19 protein-coding genes are annotated in these 18215 nt (G+C 53.9%); 18 read left to right on the top strand and 1 reads right to left on the bottom strand.

The window, feature by feature from the left end; translation table 11 throughout:
- The first annotated feature begins 50 nt into the window (after positions 1–50).
- The 18 genes from CKO13_RS00190 to CKO13_RS00105 all read left to right on the top strand — a co-directional run bounded on the left by CKO13_RS00190 (position 51) and on the right by CKO13_RS00105 (position 16897).
- On the top strand, positions 51–2075 hold the full coding sequence (locus CKO13_RS00190) for an FAD-dependent oxidoreductase (RefSeq protein WP_200255673.1): 2025 nt from the start codon (positions 51–53) through the stop codon (positions 2073–2075).
- Entirely contained in the window at positions 2068–3069 is a 1002-nt protein-coding gene (locus tag CKO13_RS00185) for a glycosyltransferase family 2 protein (RefSeq protein ID WP_200255672.1), read from the top strand. The genes CKO13_RS00190 and CKO13_RS00185 overlap by 8 nt, the downstream gene beginning before the upstream one ends.
- Before the next feature lie 171 nt (positions 3070–3240).
- Positions 3241–3426, top strand: a complete 186-nt coding sequence (locus CKO13_RS00180) for a hypothetical protein (protein ID WP_200255671.1) — start codon at positions 3241–3243, stop codon at positions 3424–3426.
- Entirely contained in the window at positions 3423–3827 is a 405-nt protein-coding gene (locus CKO13_RS00175; RefSeq protein WP_200255670.1) for a polysaccharide biosynthesis C-terminal domain-containing protein, read from the top strand. Before CKO13_RS00180 ends, CKO13_RS00175 begins: the two co-directional genes overlap by 4 nt.
- 10 nt (positions 3828–3837) lie before the next feature.
- Positions 3838–4839, top strand: a complete 1002-nt coding sequence (gene pseB / locus CKO13_RS00170) for a UDP-N-acetylglucosamine 4,6-dehydratase (inverting) (protein ID WP_200255669.1) — start codon at positions 3838–3840, stop codon at positions 4837–4839.
- Entirely contained in the window at positions 4836–5993 is a 1158-nt protein-coding gene (pseC, locus tag CKO13_RS00165; protein WP_200255668.1) for a UDP-4-amino-4,6-dideoxy-N-acetyl-beta-L-altrosamine transaminase, read from the top strand. Before pseB ends, pseC begins: the two co-directional genes overlap by 4 nt.
- Positions 5981–6853, top strand: coding sequence for an aldo/keto reductase (locus CKO13_RS00160; RefSeq protein WP_200255667.1), 873 nt, complete (start codon positions 5981–5983; stop codon positions 6851–6853). The genes pseC and CKO13_RS00160 overlap by 13 nt, the downstream gene beginning before the upstream one ends.
- On the top strand, positions 6850–7752 hold the full coding sequence (locus tag CKO13_RS00155) for a Gfo/Idh/MocA family oxidoreductase (RefSeq protein ID WP_200255666.1): 903 nt from the start codon (positions 6850–6852) through the stop codon (positions 7750–7752). Before CKO13_RS00160 ends, CKO13_RS00155 begins: the two co-directional genes overlap by 4 nt.
- The gene (locus CKO13_RS00150; protein ID WP_200255665.1) at positions 7749–8507 is read left to right on the top strand and encodes an SDR family oxidoreductase; all 759 of its coding nucleotides are present in this window, start codon (positions 7749–7751) and stop codon (positions 8505–8507) included. Before CKO13_RS00155 ends, CKO13_RS00150 begins: the two co-directional genes overlap by 4 nt.
- Complete coding sequence (locus CKO13_RS00145) at positions 8501–9337, top strand: cytidylyltransferase domain-containing protein (RefSeq protein ID WP_242467810.1); 837 nt, start codon at positions 8501–8503, stop codon at positions 9335–9337. Before CKO13_RS00150 ends, CKO13_RS00145 begins: the two co-directional genes overlap by 7 nt.
- Positions 9324–10301: an N-acetylneuraminate synthase family protein gene (locus tag CKO13_RS00140; protein WP_200255663.1), complete on the top strand. Its 978-nt coding sequence runs from the start codon at positions 9324–9326 to the stop codon at positions 10299–10301. The genes CKO13_RS00145 and CKO13_RS00140 overlap by 14 nt, the downstream gene beginning before the upstream one ends.
- Positions 10301–10993: a PIG-L deacetylase family protein gene (locus CKO13_RS00135; protein WP_200255662.1), complete on the top strand. Its 693-nt coding sequence runs from the start codon at positions 10301–10303 to the stop codon at positions 10991–10993. Before CKO13_RS00140 ends, CKO13_RS00135 begins: the two co-directional genes overlap by 1 nt.
- Positions 10990–12084, top strand: coding sequence for a UDP-2,4-diacetamido-2,4,6-trideoxy-beta-L-altropyranose hydrolase (gene pseG, locus CKO13_RS00130; RefSeq protein ID WP_200255661.1), 1095 nt, complete (start codon positions 10990–10992; stop codon positions 12082–12084). The genes CKO13_RS00135 and pseG overlap by 4 nt, the downstream gene beginning before the upstream one ends.
- Complete coding sequence (pseH, locus tag CKO13_RS00125) at positions 12085–12690, top strand: UDP-4-amino-4,6-dideoxy-N-acetyl-beta-L-altrosamine N-acetyltransferase (protein WP_200255660.1); 606 nt, start codon at positions 12085–12087, stop codon at positions 12688–12690.
- Positions 12653–13318, top strand: coding sequence for a formyltransferase family protein (locus CKO13_RS00120; RefSeq protein WP_200255659.1), 666 nt, complete (start codon positions 12653–12655; stop codon positions 13316–13318). The genes pseH and CKO13_RS00120 overlap by 38 nt, the downstream gene beginning before the upstream one ends.
- A gap of 12 nt (positions 13319–13330) precedes the next feature.
- On the top strand, positions 13331–14392 hold the full coding sequence (locus CKO13_RS00115; RefSeq protein WP_200255658.1) for a GNAT family N-acetyltransferase: 1062 nt from the start codon (positions 13331–13333) through the stop codon (positions 14390–14392).
- A 7-nt stretch (positions 14393–14399) separates the two neighbouring features.
- Positions 14400–15485: a pseudaminic acid synthase gene (pseI, locus tag CKO13_RS00110; RefSeq protein ID WP_200255657.1), complete on the top strand. Its 1086-nt coding sequence runs from the start codon at positions 14400–14402 to the stop codon at positions 15483–15485.
- Positions 15482–16897 (top strand): glycosyltransferase family protein, encoded by a 1416-nt coding sequence (locus tag CKO13_RS00105; protein ID WP_200255656.1) that lies wholly within the window; start codon positions 15482–15484, stop codon positions 16895–16897. The genes pseI and CKO13_RS00105 overlap by 4 nt, the downstream gene beginning before the upstream one ends.
- 281 nt (positions 16898–17178) lie before the next feature.
- On the opposite strand, the gene CKO13_RS00100 is transcribed toward CKO13_RS00105, so the two are convergent.
- The gene (locus tag CKO13_RS00100) at positions 17179–18156 is read right to left on the bottom strand and encodes an IS1380 family transposase (protein WP_200255655.1); all 978 of its coding nucleotides are present in this window, start codon (positions 18154–18156) and stop codon (positions 17179–17181) included.
- Positions 18157–18215 lie beyond the last annotated feature (59 nt).

Below are 18215 nucleotides of genomic sequence, written 5' to 3'. Positions count from 1 at the left end.
CAAAAAATTTTTATCCTTGTTCCACCTGTTTGTGAATATATCCTAAGCTTATGCATACTCCCCCCTTCCACCCCAAAAACATTACACTTATCGGCTGTGGATCTTTTGGAATAAAGATTTACAACGAACTCTCCAAGCTCGAAAAACAAAACCTGATAAGAATCTCAAAAATACTAACCAAAAGCGGCTCCCCTGTAAGTGACGTACCTGAAGAATTAATCGACAGAGAAGACGAATATACGACTTATGATGCAACCCAGGTGGATGCAGTTATTATTGCAACTCCAAAAGAAACACACGCAAAGCTGATTAAAAAATATCTCCCATACACAAACGTCCTAGCAGAAAAGCCAATTGCTACAACCGAATGCGAAACAAGAAATTTGGAGCAACTAATACAAAAAGAAAGCAATCATCTATTTGCTCCTGGACATATATTTCGCTTTCATCCAGTCACTGAAAAGGCAAAAACTCTAATAAAAACATACAATTCCACGCCTATCCAAATAAAAGGAGAATTCCTTAACCCAGAAAACAATCGAGAAAGCTTCGAATCTCCAGAACTCGAGATGATCCACCTTTTAGATATTTGCGATTATTTTTATGGGTCAACACCAATTCACACGTGGAAAGAACCTTTCAGAAATTCTGCTCATCTTTTTGTGGCATACCAAAACGGCGCCACCGGAGAATTCACGCTTGGGTGGCACACAGAAAACACTAAAAAAAGATGGCTAGAAATATTCTATGATTCCGCATCACTCCACCTAGATTTCATAAATAATGAAGTTGCACTTAAGAAAAACTCAGACAAATTCGAGAAGTTCTGCCTAAAAAAAGAACAAACCTCAATACGAGATCAGATTCTCAACTTCATCAACGCCATCGATCAACGCGAATCATTAAGAACTACATTCAATAACGCAAAAACTGTTTTAAAAGCAACAGGTATCGATAAAAAAATAAACAAAACAAAAAAACACAAACCACGAGTAGCTGTAATCGGTGGGGGGGTTTTTGGTGCGACAAGTGCCATAGAACTCGCTAAGTTCTGTGATGTCGACTTAATAGAAAAAAACAAAAGCCTTATGAATGAATCGTCATATTTAAACCAATGGCGCCATCATTCGGGTTTTCATTACCCATTATCTTTTGAGACAGCACAGGAAATAAAAGAAACAAAAAAAGAATTTGAAAGTATTTTCCAGGAAGCTATCAAATATTCTTATACCTCATACTACCTAGTTTCGTCATATGCTAGAGAAATCCCAGCTGAGCGTTACCTCTCTGCATGTAATTTATATAATCTTAACTATAGAATAACACCCCCGCCACGCCACTTAAAAGATGGATCTACTTCCGTATGTTTAGAAACAGATGAAGGCATCTATGACATCCCAAAAATGCAAGAAATCATAGAAAAAAACATCCAAAAAAATTGTAATATCAGGAAACTTCTTAGCACTGAAGTCACGTCAGGCAAAATAAAAAAAGACTCAACAAAAACCATTTACTTACAAAACAGCCATAGCTGCTGGAAAAATGATTACGACTTCGTAATTAACTGCACCTACGCAAATCTGGGACTTATCATTGATTATCTTTCTTTGCCACAAATCGATCTGCGAATCGAAGAAGTCGAATTACTTGAGATTGAGGCAGATATTGACGATATTTGTTTAACCATCATTGATGGACCATTTATTTCTTTAACTAGTATGGGACATGAAAACAAATTTTTACTGTCGCATCGCGACCACTCAGTAAGGCGCCGATTAAAAACCCATGACTTAACTTCTCCGGTCTCTGGTTACGTAACAAAAACAGATTCTTATTCAAACATACTATCAGCTGCAAAAGAATACATACCAGCTCTAGCTGAAGCCAAATATATACAATCCTGGATTTCCTATAAAGCAATACAAAATCAAACAAACAACTTTTGGAACCGTCCCACCCTTATACATAATCATGGTTTTGGTGTTTGGTCACTGTTAGGCGGAAAAATATTAACTTCTGTCACAAATGCTAAAGAAGTTGCCGAACATATCAAAAGGAGCAAATTGAATGTCTAACAAAAAACAAGTGCAAGAAGAGGCACACCCAGCAGATGACCATTTGTTAACATTAGCTATTCCCACTTATAACAGAGCTGAAATAGTCACAAAAAACCTGAAAGATATAATAAGTAAAGAATTAAATCACTACGCCCGCATTTTAATAATCGACAATCACTCTGAAGACGGAACCTATGAAAAACTTTTAGAAGTAGCTGATGGACAAAAAAATATTGAAATCCTGCGCCAAAATAAGAACGTGCAACTATTCGGAAACGTCCTCTCATTGTTCGAATTTTGCAACAGTCAGTACATACTAATTAACAGCGATGAAGATCAATTCGAAAAACAAGGGGTTTTGTGGGCACTTGACTATATTAAGAATAATGACGTATCTTTTGTCTCTGGAGCTGTTCGCTTTTATGGCCACAAACTATATCGATCAGGTGACAAAAAAATAACCGCTAACAATATAAGGCCATCTTCAAACTACGGATCAGGTTTACTTTACAATGCCCAGCACGCAAAAAAGATAATTCCTTTTATAAAGGATAACGAAGATAATGAAATTGTTTGGCTCTATCCGATGTTTGGCTTCGCATTAGCCGTTTACCTCTACGATCAAAACTGTTTCAAAACCAATGTAGTGTTAAGCAATAAGCAATATCAAGTTGAAACTCAAATTCAAGACACACACGGCGGAAAATATTATCACTTAGAATCTCGCATATCTCAATTGAGATCTTTGAGGCCATTAGCTGAAAATTTGACGAATTACTTCGGATCAAAAAGATCATCACTTATAGAGTCGTGGATTGAGTATGAGTTTAGCAAAACGTTCTCTAAGATTAGAGCAGCGCTTTTGAAAGAAGACGACTATAAATTGCTTATCAGCTTTGACCAGGGAGCAAAAAAATATTACTACAAATACCCTTTCAAAAAAGTTTTATCAAAGGGTTGGAGTATAATGCCTGATTACATAAAAAACCGAATCCGCACAACTAGAACGTAAATTCATTTGCACTTCGCATTACCCATCCACTTGTTTCAATTTAAACTCCTTAGCTTCTTGGACTCAGACCCCTCATGTTCAACGACGCCTCCTTCCTCATCACCGGCAGCACCGGCAGCACCGGCAGCTTCGGCAAGCGCTACACGCGCACCATACGGTAAGAAGGCGGTCATGGAGGCCATCGACGCCCTCCACCACCAGAAGACCATCATCCTCATCGCCCACCGCCTGAGCACCGTGCGCAACTGCGATCAGATGGTGCTGCTGGAGAAGGGGCGGATTACAGCTGCAGGCGGGTTCGAGGAGCTACAGGGGCGGAGTGAGCGGTTTCGGGCGATGGCAGTGGGCGTGGAATGAGCGCCTGGATCGAGATCGAGCCACTCCCCATCACCGAGGAGTTCCGCCGCCAGAAGCGCCTCATCCAGCCCCGCGGCGAACTGGCGCTGATTGAGGATGGCGAGTCCTTTGAGCACCTCGGCTACTTCTCCCTGCTCGCCGGCCAGGGCTACCGCGGCGGGCACTACCACCAGCGCAAGACCGAGCGCTTCTACGTCATCAGCGGCCACCTGCGCATCGAACTCTGCCAGGTCGCCAGCGGGGAGCGGGACACGCTGGAGGTCGAGGCCGGCACCAAGGTCGCTATTCCGCCGGGCATCGCCCATCGCTTCGAGGCGCTCGCGGACGCGCAGGTTATCGAGTACTACGCCGGCACCTTCGACCCCGACGACGACTTTCCCTTCAGCTTCACGGACGGATAACCCTTAGGCCATGTTCAACGACGCTTCCATCCTCATCACCGGCGGCACCGGCAGCTTCGGCAAGCGCTACACGCGCACGATCCTCGAGCGCTACGCGCCGCGCCGCTTGATCATCTTCTCCCGCGACGAGCTCAAGCAGTTCGAGATGGCGCAGGAGTACAACCAGTCCTGCATGCGCTACTTCCTCGGCGACGTGCGCGACGGCGAGCGGCTCAAGCAGGCGATGCGCGGCGTGGACTACGTCATCCACGCCGCGGCCCTCAAGCAGGTGCCGGCGGCCGAGTACAACCCCATGGAGGCGGTCAAGACGAACGTCCACGGCGCCGAGAACGTCGTCCGCGCGGCCCTGGAGAACGAGGTCCAGAAGGTCATCGCGCTGTCCACGGACAAGGCGGCGAACCCCATCAACCTCTACGGCGCCACCAAGCTCGCCTCGGACAAGATCTTCATCGCCGCCAACAACATCGCCGGCGGCCACGCGACCCGCTTCTCGGTGGTGCGCTATGGGAACGTCATTGGCTCCCGGGGCTCCGTGGTGCCCTTCTTCAAGCGGCTCATCGAGCAAGGCGCCGAAGAAATCCCGATCACCGACGAGCGCATGACCCGCTTCTGGATCACCCTGCAGCAAGGCGTCGATTTCGTCCTCAAGAACTTCGAGCGGATGCAGGGCGGCGAGCTCTTCGTGCCGAAGATCCCTTCGGTACGGGTCACCGACCTAGCCAAAGCTATGGCGCCGGAAATCCCGCAGAAGTTCATCGGTATCCGCCCCGGTGAAAAGCTCCACGAGGTCATGTGCCCCGCGGACGACTCGCACCTGACCATCGAGTTCGACGACCACTTCGTCATCCAGCCAACGATCAACTTCACGAACAAGAATGCCAACTTCCATGTTAATGCCCTCGGCGAACACGGCATGGACGTCGCCCAGGGCTTCGAGTACAACTCCGGGGCCAACCCCCACTTCCTGGACGTTGAGGGCATCCAGGCCATGAATCATCTGGCGGGCGTATGATCCCCTACGGCCGACAGGAGATCACCGAGGACGACATCGAGGCGGTCGTCCAGGTCCTGCGCTCCGATCTCATCACCCAGGGGCCGGTCGTCCCGCGCTTCGAGCAGGCAGTAGCGGATTACTGCGGCGCCGGATACGGCGTGGCCGTGAACAGCGGCACCTCTGCCCTACACCTCGCCTGCCTGGCGCTAGGCCTCGGCCCCGGCGACTGGCTGTGGACCAGCCCCATCACCTTCGTCGCCTCGGCCAACTGCGGCCTCTATTGCGGCGCCAGCGTAGACTTCGTGGACATCGATCCGCACACCTACAACATGAGTCCTGAGGCCCTGGCGGAAAAGCTGGCGGTGGCCGAGCAGGAGGGGCGTTTACCCAAGGTTGTGGTCCCCGTGCACCTGTGCGGACAGTCCTGCGATATGGCGGCCATTCGGGCCTTAAGCGATCGCTACGGCTTCCACATCATCGAGGATGCCTCCCACGCCATCGGCGGGCGCTACAAGGGCGAGCCGGTCGGGTGCGGGCGCTACAGCGACATCACCGTCTTCAGCTTCCACCCGGTCAAGATCATCACCACCGCCGAGGGCGGCATGGCGGTCACGAACGACGCCGAGCTCGCCGAGCGCATGGACCGACTGCGCTCCCACGGCATCACCCGCGACCCGGAGCAGATGACCCGGGAGCCCGACGGGCCGTGGTATTACCAGCAGATCGAGCTGGGCTTCAACTACCGGATGACCGAGCTGCAGGCGGCGCTCGGCCTGAGCCAGCTGCAGCGTCTAGATGATTATATCGCGCAGCGCCAGGCGTTGGCCGAGCGATATGATGCAGCCTTGTCGTCGCTGCCCGTGGTGACGCCTTGGCAGCACCCAGAAACGGAGTCTGCCTGGCATCTTTATGTGGTCCGCTTCAGTGTGCAACAAGACTCACATACACGCCGAAAAGTCTTTGAGGATCTCCGCAGTACTGGCGTGGGAACCAACGTACACTACATCCCTGTACACACTCAGCCCCACTACCAGAACCTCGGTTTCTCCCATAGTGATTTCCCAATTGCCGAGGAATTTTATTCCAATGTACTGACCCTTCCTCTGTTCCCGACCATGAAAGAGGATCAGCAGGAGTACATCATCACGGCCCTTTCGGAATGTCTAGCCTAAAGCTCGCGCTCGGTACCGCACAGTTTGGTCTCGACTACGGAGTCGCCAATCAACGGGGCAAGCTACGCCACTCCGAAGTACGAAACATTCTAGACCTTGCTCGTCATCATGACGTCCGGGTACTTGACACCGCACCAGCTTATGGTGACAGCGAAAAAATACTGGGAAGGCTAGTTGTATCTGATTTCCAGGTAATCTCTAAGCTCCCCCCCCTACCCGAACATATTACCAATATCGACGGATGGGTCTTCGATACTGTTACGACAACACTAAACGACCTAAAACTACCTAACCTGCATGCTCTGCTCTTTCATCGCCCGCTTGATATTGCTAGCCCGTCTGGCGAAAAACTGGTAAGCGCAGTCACACGACTCAAGGAACAAGGCTTAATCCGTTCGGTCGGCCTCTCTATCTACTCCCCGACAGACTTGGAAATGACTACACCTTACCTTGAGCCGGACATCGTCCAAGCTCCACTGAACATCTTCGACCGTCGGCTGATCACGTCAGGCTGGCTCTCCGCGCTAGCCAACCGAGGCATTGAAGTCCACGCTCGTTCCGTTTTTATGCAAGGTCTTTTACTCATGGCTCCCAATAAGCGCCCACGCTATTTTGATCAATGGAGCCAGCTCCTAAGCCGTTATGATGCATGGTTGCAAGAGCGCCAGATCTCTGCCGTTGAGGCAAGTATTGGATATATCAACGGACTCCAAGATATCAACCAAATCGTCGTTGGCGTAGATAGTGCCGCACATCTTCAGCAGATTACTACCGCCTTGACTGTCGGTCCCGTAGATCCACCTATCTCGCTCGCTATCGAAGACGAGCAGCTTGTGAACCCTTCTAGGTGGAATTTATGACGATCAAGCTCGGCATAATCGGAATTTCAGAAGGCAATGGCCATCCATACTCTTGGAGCGCTATCTTCAATGGATACGACGCACAAGTAATGGAAGACTGTGGGTTTCCCGTAATCCCGCGATACCTAGAGCAGCAAAGATGGCCCGAAGCGCAGATCTCTAACGCTGAAGTCGTTGCTGTCTGGACACAAAGCCTCATTGAATCGGATCGGATTGCTCGCGCAACCAAAATCCCTCTTGTTTGTAATAGCGTTGAGGAGTTACTCGATAATGTAGATGCTGTCCTCCTTGCTCGGGATGATGCGGAAAACCATTGGGATTTCGCTAGGCCAGCACTAGAGCTAGGGAAGCCAATATACATTGACAAACCAGCAGCTTTAACCGTCCGAGATTTAGAACACCTCTATAGCGCCGAACGTTATCCGGGCCAGATCTTTACCTGCTCAGCACTGCGCTATGCTCATGAGCTGCAGATCACAAGTGACACAGCAGCCTCGCTAGGTCGCCTCAAGGCCATATTGGCGACAACACCAAAGAGCTGGTCAAAATATGCGATTCATATAATCGAGCCAACGCTTGCTTTGCTGGATAACACCGACAAACTAGAAAAATTGACCCCATATACCTCATTTTCCCACCACGATGGCGCTGCGAGCTTACTGGTCACCTGGGAAAGTGGGATACAAACCATTTTTCATACGTTGGGTTCAGCTGCTGCACCTCTGACATTACGACTACATGGAGAAAAAAGCTGGCTTGAACTTCAATTTAAAGACAGCTTTAGTGCATTCCGAGCTGCCCTTCAAGACTTTATTGATGGCATAACAACAGAAACAACTCGCTCTCCATATCATTTTAACCAAAAAGCAATCAGTTTAGTGGAGGCCGGACAAAGTTGACACTCCCTACCATCCTCATAACTGGGGGCACAGGCAAATTCGGCAAACAATATATACGCCATTTTTTAGAAAAAGAATGGCAAGTTGTTTTTACGAGCACCTCGGCCGCACGCGCTCAAGAACTCGAAAAAAATAACCAATGCGGTCGCAGTTGTGTAGGCATTCAATGCGACTTCACTAAAACCGATTCCATTAAGCAGTTGACGGACGAACTACGGACCAGAGATATAAAAATTAACCATTTGGTTAACAACGCCCGAAGCCTCTCTTTTTTAAAAGTAGAAGAAGACGGCACTACCAAACGAGAAGACTTCATCAATGAGTACCTCTTGGACGTAGTCGTCCCTTACGAGTTGTCGGTTGCATTATGGAAAGAACAACCAGAAGAGCTTGAAACAATTGTTAATGTGAGTTCGCAATACGGCGTTGTCGCTGGCAATCCCAATGTTCATGGTGATCGGCATCACCAGTCACCTATTCAATACGGTACTGCGAAAGCCGCTATTAACCATTTAACACGCGAGATGGCTGTACGAATGGCGCCCGATGGTATCCGGGTTAATGCGGTGGCGTATGGCGGTGTCGAAGGGAGAACCAACGAAAAATTCAAAGAGCGTTACGGCCAGATGGTCCCGAACGGGCGGATGTTGAATGATTCTGAAATTCCGGGTCCCGTTGAGTTTTTAACATCAGAAGCAAGCAGCGCCGTAACTGGGCATATTATCGCTGCAGATGGGGGGTGGACAATATGGTAAATTCTACAATTCGAGCCATTACCTGTATTGTAGCCAGGACAAAATCAACAAGGCTACCTAAAAAAGTCCTAAAATCTGTCTACGGGCAAAGCATGATAGAGCATATCATCGATCGCTTGGCCATGACTCAGGACTTACAAAATATATACATTGCTACCTCAGTATCGCAAGAAGACAAAATACTTTGCGATATCGCTAAGGCTAAATCTATCAATTGCTATCAGGGTAGCGAAGACGCCGTTATAGATCGACTCCTAGACATTGCCTCGATTGAAAGTGCAGATTACATCGTTCGAGTCACTGGAGATAACATTTTTACCGACCCACACCTTTTAGACATATTAATCAAGAAATCAAAAGAGGTAGGCGCAGACTATGCAAGAGTTGAAGGTGCTCCTCTTGGCGTAACACCAGAAGTAATTAGGGTGGAGGCATTAAAAGACTGCTTATCCCGGGTTCCCCGATATTTAACTGAGTACCTGATGTTTTTTCTTTTTGACCCCAGTCTATACAATACGCTCGTTATCGATATTTCTGAGTGGACCCCCAAAAGATCTACTTTAACTGTAGACACACCTGAAGATTGGAAGCGGACAGAATATATTTACGACACTCTTGCACCAAAAAACCAACCTTACCTTCATGAGATACTGCACCTAAACAAGATATCAGCGATTCCCTTTTTATCCATAAAAGGTGACACCCCCATAAATACCCCTAAGGGAAAAATGAAATGGCTGGAATTTGAAAAGGACATGGAAGCGAGAAAAAACAAGAGCCAATTCATAATCAACCTTACAGAACGGGATTACGTAAATGGACAAAATTAAAACGATCGCAGAAACAGCATTCACCCATGAGGGTAACTCCGAATACCTTGAAAGGCTAGTAGAATCAGCACTTGAGACCGATGTCGATATCGTCAAATTTCAAGTATTAATATCTTTAGAATACGCTGACAGCCATCCAATGGCAAGTAAGGCCGAATCCTTAACCTTTGATAAGGACTTTTGGAAAAATCAATTCCAAAAAGTAAAGGCTTCTGGAAAAAGCTTGCTCGTTCTCCCTTTGGACTGGCAAGCTTTAAAATGGGTGCTTGAAGAGCAAATAGCAGACATTATTGAAATACACGCTGTAAATCTTTTCAGGCGAGATTTTTATGATTGCCTAGCATCGCATAAAAATCCGCTCGATCTCGTTCTTGCGATATCAGGCTACACACTTGAAGAAATTCAATTTGCGGTCAAAAAATATTCTAGTCTTAAAAACACATCAGTCACTCTCATGCTTGGTTTTCAGTCATTTCCTACCCAGTCAGAAGATATCGGCCTTAACCGAATCCGCCAGCTACAGCAAAAATTCAGTTTACCAATTGGTTATGCTGACCACACCCATCATTCCGAAAATGCTGATTTTATATACTCGGCTTCCGTAGCCCTTGGAATTTCAATGCTAGAGAAACATATTATATTACAAAGAGAAGAGGAAAGGATAGACTGTGAAAGTGCGGTCGAATGTTCTGAGCTAGATAGGATCATATCTCTAGTCCGTAAAACCGAAGCCGCTTTAGGGACAACCGAAAAGTATGCGCTTTCCAGAGAAGAAAACACCTATCGAGAGCGGCGGCTCAAGCTTGTGGCGGTCAAACCGATAGCGCAGGGCGATTATATAAACTTTGATAACGCTAAATACATGTGGATTCATAAAAGCCCGAATAAGTCAGCGGAACTCACGTTTACTTTGCCTTTCTCTCATGCAGATCGCTGTTATGAGGTAGGAGACGTTCTAAGCTGATGGCTTATCAAGAAATTTCAAAACTTTTCATCGCCGCTCACCCCGACGACGAGGCTCTAGGCTGCGGCGGCACCATCGCCCGCTGGTCCGATCAAGGCGTTGCCGTTCACCTCGCCTTCCTGGCCGACGGCATCGGCTCTCGCAACCCCGATTCCGATGCCGAGCACAAGGCGCTAGAGCAGCGCCACTCGGCTGCGGAGGCGGCGGCGCGGATTCTTGGAGCTAGCTCCGTACAGTACGATGACCTACCGGATAACCAGCTCGATACCATCCCGCTATTGCAGATCACTCAGCGCGTCGAAGCACTGATCGAAACCTACCGTCCGGATACGGTAGTGACGCACCACGCCGGCGACCTGAACATCGACCACCGTCGCGTCCATCAGGCGGTAATGACGGCGTGCCGTCCGCAGCTTGGCCATCCGGTACGGACCATCCTCTGCTTTGAGGTGGCCTCGAGCACCGAGTGGCAGCCGCCGGGCTCCGGCGTGCCGTTCACGCCGAACTGGTTCGAGGACATCAGCACCACCCTGCCCCGCAAGCTCGAGGCACTAGACGCCTACGCCGCGGAGATGCGCGATTGGCCGCATCCGCGCTCCCGCGAGGCGGTCGAGCACCTGGCGCGCTGGCGGGGCGCGACCGTCGGCTGCGAAGCCGCTGAGGCCTTCTTCCTGGCTCGCCACCTCCGATGAGAGTCGCCATCCGCGTTGATGCGTCGGCGGCCGCCGGCACCGGGCACCTCATCCGCTGCCGAACGCTGGCGCAGGCGCTACGCAAGCACGGGGCGGCCGTGACGTTCATCTGCCGCGCCCACGAGGGCCACGGCATGGCGATGCTGCGAGACGAGGGTTTCGCCGTCTGCAGCTTGCCCGCGCCGGACGTGGCCGACACGCCTTCGGCCGAGGATGAGAACTACGCACGGTGGCTCGGTGTATCCCAGCCCCAGGATGCCGAGGAGACCATCGCCGCCCTGCCCGACCAACCCGATTGGCTGGTAGTAGATCACTACGGTCTCGACGCCGAGTGGGAACGCCGACTGCGGCCCCATGTCGAGCGCATCCTGGCGATTGATGACCTGGCCAACCGCGACCACGACTGCGACGCCCTGCTCGACCAGAACTACAGCCGGGATGCCGAGGCCCGCTACCGCGATCGACTACCGCCACACGCCACACGCCTGCTAGGTCCGGATTACGCCCTCTTGCGGCCGGAGTACGCGCAGTACCGCAACGCCTTAGGGCCACACAGCGGCCGCCTCGAGCGGGTCTTCGTCTTCTTCGGCGGCACCGATCCGGACAACCTCACCGGCCGCGCGTTGGAGGCCTTGAGCGAACCGGCCTTCCGTGGTGTGGCCATCGATGTGGTGGTCGGCCCCAATAACCCGCACCGCGAGGCGCTAGCGGCCCAAGCCGAGGCGCGCCCAGGCACCACGCTCCACGCCCCGCGCCCCCACCTCGGCGACCTGATGGCCGCCGCCGACCTGGCCATCGGGGCCGGCGGTACCACCACCTGGGAGCGCTGTTGCCTAGGGCTGCCGAGCCTGGTGGTGAGCATCGCCGACAACCAGCGGCCGGCTTGCGAAGCCATGGCCGACGACGGGGTCATCGAGTGGGTGGGCAACGGCCACGAGGTGAGCGCCGCCGATCTAGCGGCAACACTCCACAGCCTTCGCCAGCGGCCTGAGCACCTACAGAGGCTCGCCGAGGCGAGCAAGCGGACTGTTGATGGCGCTGGGACGGAACGTGCTGCCAACTACCTGATGGCGCCTGAAAAGACCGAATAGATGAGCGGCTCCCTACAGCCACTGACCGAGACCGACCGCGATCTCATCCTGCCCTGGCGCAACGCCCCCGAGGTGCGCCGGCAGATGTACACCCAGCACGAGATCACGCCGGAGGAGCACCGCGCCTGGTTCGAGCGCATGCAGGCCGATCCGAGCGCCCGCTGGTACCTCTACCGCGACGCCAACGATGAGCCCACGGGTGTGGTCTACTTCACCGATATCGATCCGGCCCATCAGACAGCGTTCTGGGGGTTCTACACGCGGTCAGGGGCGCCCCAAGGAATGGGGACCCGCATCCTCTACGCCGCCCTGGAGCACGGCTTCGGCGAGCTGGGCCTCCAGAAGCTCAATGGCGAGGCGCTGGCCAGCAATACCGCCTCGGTCCATCTGCATAAGAAGTGCGGGTTCACCGAGGAGGGCCGCTTCCGCGAGCAGTTCTTCGACGGCGAGCAGCGGGTCGATATCGTCCGCCTGGGCATGCTCGCCCCCGAGTGGCCGGAACACCGCGAGCGCCTGCGCGAGCGCATCGAGCAGATGGACGCCCTGGCAGCACGTCGGGACAGCGAGGATGCCCCCCCCCCGGCGGATCGTGATCCTCTCGGATGAGGGGAGCTGGATCAACGAGCACCTGCTGGAGCTGGTCGAGGACTGGGAGGAGCTGGCCCACCGCGTCCAGTGGACCCACGAGCCGAGCGAGGCGCAGGCGGGGGACTTCTGCTTCTGCCTCAGCTTCGGCCGCATCCTTCCCGAGGCCGTGCGCGCCCAGTACCGCCACACGCTTGTGGTCCACGAGAGCGACCTGCCCCACGGCAAGGGCTGGTCGCCGCTGACCTGGCAGATCCTAGAGGGCAAGAGCCGCATCCCCGTCACCCTCCTTGAGGCTGCCGAGCAGGTGGATAGCGGCACGATCTACGACCAGCGCTGGATCGCCTTCGAGGGCCACGAGCTGATCGAGGAGTTGCGCGGGGCCCAGGCCGAGGCCACACGGACGCTCTGCCGCGCATTTGTCGACGATTTCCCCGCCAGCGCCGCGCAGGGACACGAGCAAAGCGGCGAGGAGAGCTTCTACCCGCGCCGGCGGCCCGAGGATAGCCGCCTCGATCCGCAGCGCAGCCTTGCCGAGCAGTTCGAGCTGCTGCGGGTCGTCGACAACGAGCGCTATCCCGTCTTCTTCGACTGGCGCGGCCAGCGGTACATCTTGCGGATCACCAAGGCGCAGGGCGCTCACGCCTGAGCAGAGAGCCCCATGGATTACGTCATCGCCACCTCCCGCCCGTGGAACGAGGTCATGGCCCAGCGCCTGGCCGAGCGGACCGGGCATACGTTCCACCTCATCACGCGGAAGGAGGAGCTCACGCCCGAGCGCCTGGAACAGATCGGACCGCGCTACGTCTTCTTCCCGCACTGGTCGTACCTCGTGCCGGAGACGATTCACCAAGCCTACGAGTGCGTCATCTTCCACATGACCGACCTGCCCTACGGGCGCGGCGGAAGCCCGCTGCAGAACCTGATCCAGCGCGGTCACCACGAGACGAAGCTCACGGCGCTGCGCTGCGTGCAGGAGATGGACGCCGGGCCCGTCTACCTCAAGCGCCCACTCTGCCTGGAAGGGTCCGCCTCGGAGATCTTCCTGCGGGCAGCCAGTGAGATCGAGGCGATGATCGAGGCCATCATCCAGGATGAGCCCGAGCCGCACCCCCAGGAGGGAGAGCCGGTGGTCTTCCGGCGCCGCAAGCCGGAGGAGAGCGACTTGGCCGAGGCATCGGTCCAAGACCTCAACGACTTCTTCGACTTCATCCGCATGCTCGACGCCGAGGGGTACCCGCGCGCCTTCCTCGACGTGCATGGGCACCGGATGGAGCTTTCCCGGGTCCAGATGGAATCGGATCGGCTCGTCGGGACGTTTACCATCTACCGGCAGCACCATATCCCACACAACGGGGGGGGTCTTAAGGCCTTGCTCGACCGCTGCTACCCCAAGCCGCCGCGCGACGTCTTCGACCGGATGTGCGCGCTCTACCGGCCCGGCGATCCGCTCTACACCGTGGAACAGGATGACGCCATCGTCGGCACGGTCTACTGCGCGCGGCACAGCAAGGGTGGGCACCTGGAGAGCCTGGCCGTCGACCCGGATTGCCGCGGGATCGGGCTTGGCGAGCGGCTCGTCGAGACCCTGCTCGCCGACAACCCCGGCGTCATCAGCCTGACGACGCGCATACCAAACTTCTTCGAGCGCCTCGGCTTCCGCACGGTCGCGGAACTAGCAGACGGCGCCCAATACATGATCCACGACCCATCAGCAAGGTAGCGGGCCCATGACCCAGACCGCATCACCCCATTTCGAGCTCGAGGGCCGGCCCATCGGCTCGGGCCATCCGCCCTACATCATCGCTGAGCTGTCAGCGAACCATAACGGCAGCCTGGAGCAGGCGCTGGCCATCATCGACGCCATCGCCGAGACCGGCGCCGATGCGGTGAAGCTCCAGACGTACACCGCCGACACCATGACCCTCGACTCCGACCGGCCGGACTTCCAGCTCACTGAAGGCCCGTGGGCCGGCCGCAGCCTCTATGAGCTCTACGAATGGGCGCACACGCCGTGGGAGTGGCACGAGGCGCTCTTTCAGCGTGGCCGTGAGCGCGGACTGACAGTCTTCTCCTCGCCCTTCGACGCAACGGCGGTGGACTTCCTCGAGGACTTCGAGCCGGCCGCCTACAAGATCGCCTCCTTCGAGCTCGTCGACCTGCCGCTGATCGAGTACGCCGCCAGCAAGGGGCGCCCCCTGATCATGTCCACGGGGATGGCAACCCGCACCGAGGTGATGGAGGCCGTGGCTACCGCCCGCCGTGCCGGCTGCGAGGAGATCTGCTTGCTCCACTGCACCTCCGGCTATCCCACTCCACCCGAGGAGGCGGACCTGCGCACCCTCCCCGTCCTCGGCGAACGCTACGGCGTGGTGCCGGGCCTTTCCGACCACACCCTGGAGATGGCCGTGCCGGTGGCGGCCACCGCGCTGGGTGCCTGCGTGATCGAGAAGCACGTCACCATGCGCCGCGCCGATGGCGGGCCTGATGCGGCATTCTCGTTGGAGCCGGAGGAGTTGCGCGATCTGGTGGAGCAGACGCGTACTGCTTGGCAAGCGCTGGGCTGCGTGCGCGAGGGGCCGCGGGAGAGTGAGGCAACGCAGCGGCCATTACGACGGTCATTGTACGTGGCGAAAGACATGAAGGCCGGAGAGGTTTTTACGTCGGAGAATGTGAAATCGGTGCGGCCGGGGTATGGGTTGGAGCCAAAATACTATGAAGCTCTATTGGGTGCCTATGCAATCGCTAATATAGATTTCGGATCCCCCGTCAAAATTCAATTAATACAATCGCCTACAAATAGAGACAAAATATGACTCACTCTTCTTTACCAACTAACTTTCAAGAATCTTTACAAGAATTTGAAAAAATAGAAAAAGAACTAAGTCTGCCAGACTGGAAAATTGAAGGCATTCACATATGGAAAGTTCTGCGCTTTAACTTATTCAATGAATACCGTGACCAACTAGATCTATTAAAAAACATAAATCAAGAACTCCCCAAATCTTCAAAAATAAGAAAATACACAGAATCATGGAAATTGTTATCATTTAGAAACCCCTTTTTTTTCAAGAAATCTAAAACTAAACGTATTATCATATCAGGAATTCGAAAAACAAGCCACAAGGGAGAAAAAATTCACCCAATCGCTTCTCAGTTATGGGATCCTTCACAGAAAGAAAAATCATTAATCTTGGAAAAGAACTCTCTTGACAAACCAAACTCATTCTATGGCCCCCCTTCACTTACTGCGCTCAGACTACTAGGATCTATCTTAGGCACTACGATGCAAGTTAGATTAACAAAAAAAGACAAACAAAAAATAAAAGGAATTGAAGAAAAAATTTTTATTGGCAACACAAAATCCTATCAACAGCTCGAAAATTTGGTATATAACACAGTAAAGAACTTCAAAGGAAATAAATACATATACTCCGCTTTTTTGGATCGAGCAAAACCAGAGTATTTATATACAGGTTGCTCATACGGACTAGAGGAACTGATAGCAGCAGCTAAAGAGCTAGATATAAAAACAATTGAATTTCAACACGGCGCTTTTGGGCGCGGCCACCTTGGTTACGACTATAGCGACTGGAGTCATGTTCCTTATTTTCCGGATGAGTTTTTAGCTTTTGGCCCAGAGTGGTTCAAACACGTCAGCTTTCCAAGAGCTTGCAAAGTTCATATAGTAGGGTATAAACGACTCGAGGAGTCAATAGCCGAACAAAACGAAACACACCTAAAAAGACCCAAGCAACTCCTTATTTTATCGCAACCGTTGTTCACTTCAATTATTATAGAGGTTGCGTCAGATTTTTCCCAAAAAAGGCCAGACTGGGAAATCATAATACGCCCACACCCCAAAGAAAATAGTTCCTTGCTACACAAAAAAATGAAGGAAAGAACTTGCGAAAAAAACTGGCGCATTGAAAAAAACACAAAATTAGAAAAACATCTAATAACTTCATCGGTCGCCTTAGGGCTTAGCTCAACTGCATTAATTGAATCACTCCTTGCCGGATGCCGTGCTGTAATTATCGATAACCCAAAAAACCCAGGATACTTCAATGATTCCAATAATAAAGACAACATCACAAAAGTAAAAAACGGAGAAGAACTCTCGAAAATTATTGACGATATACCACTAAAAAGCCCGCGTGGCTTTTACGCCACCCCGTCCGAAAATATTCTTCAAACGATTGAAGAAAGACATAGCAGAACAAAATAAAGCGTGGCTGAACACTATTCCTGCCGTATTCACGAGAAGGCCGTGAGCCTGCCGTATTCACGAGAAGGCCGTAAGAGCCAAGATGCGGCCTTGTTGATGGCGGTGGTTGGTCAGTTCGTAGCCAGCAGTTGGGCCGCTCACGGCTGCAGGGGCGTTCTCCAGGTGCTCTCTCGGGCCGGTTTCCCGTTCCCCGAAGGCTGCACGGCGGCATGAGGCCATAACGGCCCACCGCCGGGCACGCCAGCGGCCTGACGCGGCCGGCTTGTACCTCACGCTGCAAGCTATCCAGGGGCCGGGTAGACCCTGGGCAGGCGCCGGAGCAAGGCGCGCCAGTGGGAGGCGGCCCGCCGCTCCAGGATGACGTGTAGCCGCCGGGCATGGCGCTGGACGCGCACCGCGCTCTTGAGCACCTGCTCGCGCAGCCGGCGCAGGCTCCAGCCGTCGCCGGTGCCGCGCTCCAGGCTGTCGCGCAGCACATGGAGGAGCTGGTAGGCGAGCGCCCGGAGGGTGAGCAGCGCCTGGCTGCGGGCGAACGCCTGCGCCTCCGTCGCTCGGCCTCGGCGGGTGCAGGGCAGGGACTCGCCCATGACGTCTTTATACTCACCGAAGTGCGCCTCGGCCTTACCGCGCTGCTGGTAGTGGCGCCGGACGAAGCGCTGGCTGCCCTGGATATTGGTGACCAGGTAGAACGCGTCCCGGAAGAGCTCGCCCGGGCGCTCACGGATGACCATGACCACGCGGCGGGGCCGCTCCCAGGTGCCCGCCTGGTACGCGAACGCCTCGGTCCACTCCCGTTCCCGCTTGGCGGGGCGTCCCCGGCGGTAGCGGTGCGGCTCGAAGCGGCGCTCGAGCGCCGCGTTGCGTGGCAGCCGGGCGATGTAGCCGATGCCGTGCGCATCCAGGGCGGCGAGCGTGGCGGCATCCGCGAAGCCCGCGTCCAGCCGGACCCGCACCTGGCGGGCAACGTGCGCACGCAGGTACTCGACCAGCTTCGGGATCCACGCCGCCGCCTGGCTCGCCGGCCCGGCGTTGCCCGGGCGCAGCAGCACCCCGATCAGGTCGCCGGTCTCGGCGCAGAGGGCGAACAGCGGGTCATGCTGGCGCTGCCCAGTGTGCCCATTGAACGCGCTGCCGGGCTGCTGGCCGTGGGCCTGCAGCGGGACACCATCGATGTCGATGGTCATCGTCCGCGTCCGAGCGCCTTGGCTGCGGGCGCGGACGCGCTGCTCAACGAGCTTGAGCAGCGCCTCGTCGAGCACCGCCTGGTTCTCCCGAGTTCGGCAGTTATGCGCCTAACTTATTGATATGCGGGTATCGC

Source organism: Halorhodospira neutriphila (assembly GCF_016584055.1).
Taxonomy (GTDB): domain Bacteria; phylum Pseudomonadota; class Gammaproteobacteria; order Nitrococcales; family Halorhodospiraceae; genus Halorhodospira; species Halorhodospira neutriphila.
This window is presented reverse-complemented; position numbering and strand designations above follow the sequence as displayed.

Excerpts from the sequence above, each read along its gene's own strand:
- CKO13_RS00115 (WP_200255658.1), top strand. The coding sequence starts at position 13,331 with ATGGATTACGTCATCGCCACCTCCCGCCCGTGGAACGAGGTCATGGCC.
- CKO13_RS00180 (WP_200255671.1), top strand. The coding sequence starts at position 3,241 with ATGGAGGCCATCGACGCCCTCCACCACCAGAAGACCATCATCCTCATC.
- CKO13_RS00185 (WP_200255672.1), top strand. The coding sequence starts at position 2,068 with ATGTCTAACAAAAAACAAGTGCAAGAAGAGGCACACCCAGCAGATGAC.
- CKO13_RS00160 (WP_200255667.1), top strand. The coding sequence starts at position 5,981 with ATGTCTAGCCTAAAGCTCGCGCTCGGTACCGCACAGTTTGGTCTCGAC.
- CKO13_RS00145 (WP_242467810.1), top strand. The coding sequence starts at position 8,501 with ATGGTAAATTCTACAATTCGAGCCATTACCTGTATTGTAGCCAGGACA.
- pseH (WP_200255660.1), top strand. The coding sequence starts at position 12,085 with ATGAGCGGCTCCCTACAGCCACTGACCGAGACCGACCGCGATCTCATC.
- pseB (WP_200255669.1), top strand. The coding sequence starts at position 3,838 with ATGTTCAACGACGCTTCCATCCTCATCACCGGCGGCACCGGCAGCTTC.
- pseG (WP_200255661.1), top strand. The coding sequence starts at position 10,990 with ATGAGAGTCGCCATCCGCGTTGATGCGTCGGCGGCCGCCGGCACCGGG.
- CKO13_RS00190 (WP_200255673.1), top strand. The coding sequence starts at position 51 with ATGCATACTCCCCCCTTCCACCCCAAAAACATTACACTTATCGGCTGT.
- CKO13_RS00175 (WP_200255670.1), top strand. The coding sequence starts at position 3,423 with ATGAGCGCCTGGATCGAGATCGAGCCACTCCCCATCACCGAGGAGTTC.
- CKO13_RS00120 (WP_200255659.1), top strand. The coding sequence starts at position 12,653 with ATGCCCCCCCCCCGGCGGATCGTGATCCTCTCGGATGAGGGGAGCTGG.
- CKO13_RS00155 (WP_200255666.1), top strand. The coding sequence starts at position 6,850 with ATGACGATCAAGCTCGGCATAATCGGAATTTCAGAAGGCAATGGCCAT.
- pseC (WP_200255668.1), top strand. The coding sequence starts at position 4,836 with ATGATCCCCTACGGCCGACAGGAGATCACCGAGGACGACATCGAGGCG.
- CKO13_RS00140 (WP_200255663.1), top strand. The coding sequence starts at position 9,324 with ATGGACAAAATTAAAACGATCGCAGAAACAGCATTCACCCATGAGGGT.
- CKO13_RS00105 (WP_200255656.1), top strand. The coding sequence starts at position 15,482 with ATGACTCACTCTTCTTTACCAACTAACTTTCAAGAATCTTTACAAGAA.
- CKO13_RS00135 (WP_200255662.1), top strand. The coding sequence starts at position 10,301 with ATGGCTTATCAAGAAATTTCAAAACTTTTCATCGCCGCTCACCCCGAC.
- pseI (WP_200255657.1), top strand. The coding sequence starts at position 14,400 with ATGACCCAGACCGCATCACCCCATTTCGAGCTCGAGGGCCGGCCCATC.